Source organism: Rhodoferax sp. RT5P35, assembly GCF_056521385.1.
Genome location: NZ_JBWMAX010000096.1, coordinates 1 through 1,572 on the forward strand (window position 1 = coordinate 1; position 1,572 = coordinate 1,572).

The following is a 1,572-nucleotide window of genomic DNA, read 5'->3' on the forward strand; positions in this document are numbered from 1 at the left end:
TTTGCCCGAGATGAAATTCAGGCAACGGAACTGCGGCACCGACAAGCTGCCATCGGCACCGTGGCGCATCGAGGTGCGGATCGCATCCATCACGGCAGGCACAACGTCCATCACCATGGCGGCGGAATCCTGGGCTGTCGGGGAGGTGTTCAAGGCGGTAAGCAAACGTTAATAGACAGGGTGGGCACCGGGTTTATAAACGTAAATGCTTAGCCCAGCTAAGTTAAATGATAAAACCTGCTGAAGACGGTTCTGTGATGGCTGGCAAGCGAATTGCAATGCCCACGTAAAGTCACGTTTTCATTTTCAGCATCTTTTAGGCACCCCGTGCTTATATCGCCTGCATGAGCAGCTCTTTTTTTAATAGCAAATACCCCTCTACACCCCTTCACCATGCTCACTGTCCACCACCTGAACAATTCCCGCTCGCAGCGCGTGCTGTGGCTGCTGGAAGAGCTGGAGCTGCCCTACCAGCTACAGAAGTACCAGCGCGATGCCAAAACCATGCTGGCCCCGCCCAGCCTGCGCGCAGTGCACCCCCTGGGCAAATCGCCGGTGGTGACGGACGGCGACCTGGTGCTGGCCGAATCGGGTGCCATCATCGAAACCGTCATCGAACACTACGGCCAGGGCCCCACACGTCCTGCCCTCGCACCCGCCCTGGGCACACCCGAGCGCCTGCGCTACCGCTACTGGCTGCACTACGCCGAAGGCTCGGCCATGCCACCGCTGCTGCTCAAGCTGGTGTTCGACAAGGTCGAATCCACGCCCATGCCCTTTTTTGTGAAACCCATCGCCAAAGCCATCAGCAGCAAGGTCAAGAGCAGTTTTATCCAGCCGCAAATCACCACCCACCTGGACTTCATGGAGGCCGAGCTGGGCAAAAACCTGTGGTTTGCCGGTGAGGAATTCAGCGGTGCCGACATCCAGATGAGTTTCCCCCTGGAAGCCGCCGCCGCCCGAGGCGGCCTGGATGCCAGCCGCCCCCGGCTGATGGCCTACCTGGCGCGCATCCACGCCCGGCCTGCGTACCAGCGGGCGCTGGCCAAGGGTGGGCCGTTTACCCTGGGATGATCAGCCCGCCGCGTTCAGCTGCTGCTCCAACTGGTGCAGCACGCGGTAGCAGGGCAGCACTTTGGCGACGCTGCTGTTGGGTTCGCGGCCTTCGCGGATGGCGGCGAAGAACTCGCGGTCTTGCAGTTCAATGCCGTTCATGGACACATCCACCTGGCTCACGTCGATCTTCTCGTCCTTGCCGGTGAACAGGTCGTCGTAACGCGCCAGGTAAGTGGCCGTGTCGCCGATGTAGCGGAAGAAGGTACCCAGGGGGCCGTCGTTGTTAAACGAAAGCGACAAGGTGCAGATCGCTCCGTTGGCCGCCTGGAGCTGGATGGACATGTCCATCGCAATCCCCAGCGTGGGGTGAATCGGGCCCTGCACGGCGTTGGCCTTGACGATGGGGCTGCCGCACTGGTAGGCAAACAGGTCCACCGTGTGGGCTGCGTGGTGCCACAGCAGGTGGTCGGTCCAGCTGCGTGCCTGGCCCAGCGCGTTCATGTTGGTACGGCGGAA

General features: G+C 61.1%; 2 protein-coding genes. One reads left to right on the forward strand and one right to left on the reverse strand.

Features of this window, described 5'->3' with window-relative positions:
* The first annotated feature begins 393 nt into the window (after positions 1 to 393).
* Positions 394 to 1,074 (forward strand): glutathione S-transferase, encoded by a 681-nt coding sequence (locus AC097L_RS23915; protein ID WP_479589226.1) that lies wholly within the window; start codon positions 394 to 396, stop codon positions 1,072 to 1,074.
* Here the strand turns inward: AC097L_RS23915 and AC097L_RS23920 are convergent.
* Positions 1,075 to 1,572, reverse strand: a 498-nt coding sequence (locus tag AC097L_RS23920) for a Gfo/Idh/MocA family protein (RefSeq protein ID WP_479589227.1), incomplete at its 5' end; no start/stop codon positions are given.